The 1,094-nt window shown below is 46.9% G+C and carries 1 protein-coding gene; it reads left to right on the forward strand.

The window, feature by feature from the left end; genetic code table 11:
• Positions 1-205: 205 nt before the first annotated feature.
• On the forward strand, positions 206-1,094 hold an 889-nt coding region (locus tag R7Z50_RS24685; protein WP_318149376.1), incomplete at its 3' end, for a LacI family DNA-binding transcriptional regulator.

Below are 1,094 nucleotides of genomic sequence, written 5' to 3' on the forward strand. Positions count from 1 at the left end.
ATCAATTTGCCAGAAAAACCTGAGAGTGATCACAAATGGTAGCGCTATCTGATAGCGCTACCATTAATTGTGATAGCGCTATCATTTTTATCAGGCATCGAAGTTTCATGTGCTGGTGTTCGAGTTCTAATGCGCTAATATCAAAACCATTAAAGCGCTGTGATAAGATGTCGCAGCTGAAATTAGAGAACATTAAATAAAAACAATGAGCGAACCTCGCAAACGAAGAAGTACCGGCAACGTCACTTTGGCTGATGTCGCCAAACAAGCAGGCGTAGGCACGATGACGGTGTCGCGAGCATTACGAACGCCAGAGCTGGTATCCGATAAGCTGAGAGAAAAAATTCAACAAGTGGTTGATGAGCTCGGCTATATCCCGAACAAAGCCGCAGGGGCACTCGCATCTGCAGAAAGTTATTCCATCGCTCTAATCATTCCGTCACTGTTTGAAAAAGCATGCGCGCATTTCTTACCAAGCTTCCAACAGGCGTTAAACAAAGCGGGTTATCAACTATTGCTGGGTTACAGCGACTACTCGATTGAGCAAGAAGAAAAGTTGCTTTCGACTTTTTTAGAGAGCCGTCCTGCGGGCGTTGTACTGTTTGGAAGTGAGCATAGTCAGCGAACGCATCAACTGTTAGAGGCATCAAATACGCCAGTGTTAGAGATTGCCGAACTGAGCTCAAAGGCCAGTTATCTCAACATTGGCGTGGATCACTTCGAAGTGGGTAAGGCCTGTACCAGACACCTGATTGAACAAGGTTTTAAGAACGTTGGTTTTATTGGGGCGCGCGGGAATCACGCAACGTTGCAACGCCAGTTACACGGTTGGCAAAGTGCGATGATTGAAAACTATCTCACCCCAGACCATTTTCTGACGACTCATGAAGCGCCATCTTCACAATTGGGTGCGGAAGGATTGGCGAAGTTATTGCTGCGCGATTCAAGCTTGAATGCTTTGGTGTGTAGCCATGAGGAGATAGCAATTGGTGCGCTCTTTGAGTGCCATCGCCGCGTGCTCAAAGTCCCGACCGACATTGCCATTATTTGCCTTGAAGGTTCTTCTATGGGGGAGCACGCTTACCCAAGTTTGA

The sequence above is a fragment of the Vibrio sp. 1249-1 genome (assembly GCF_033340495.1).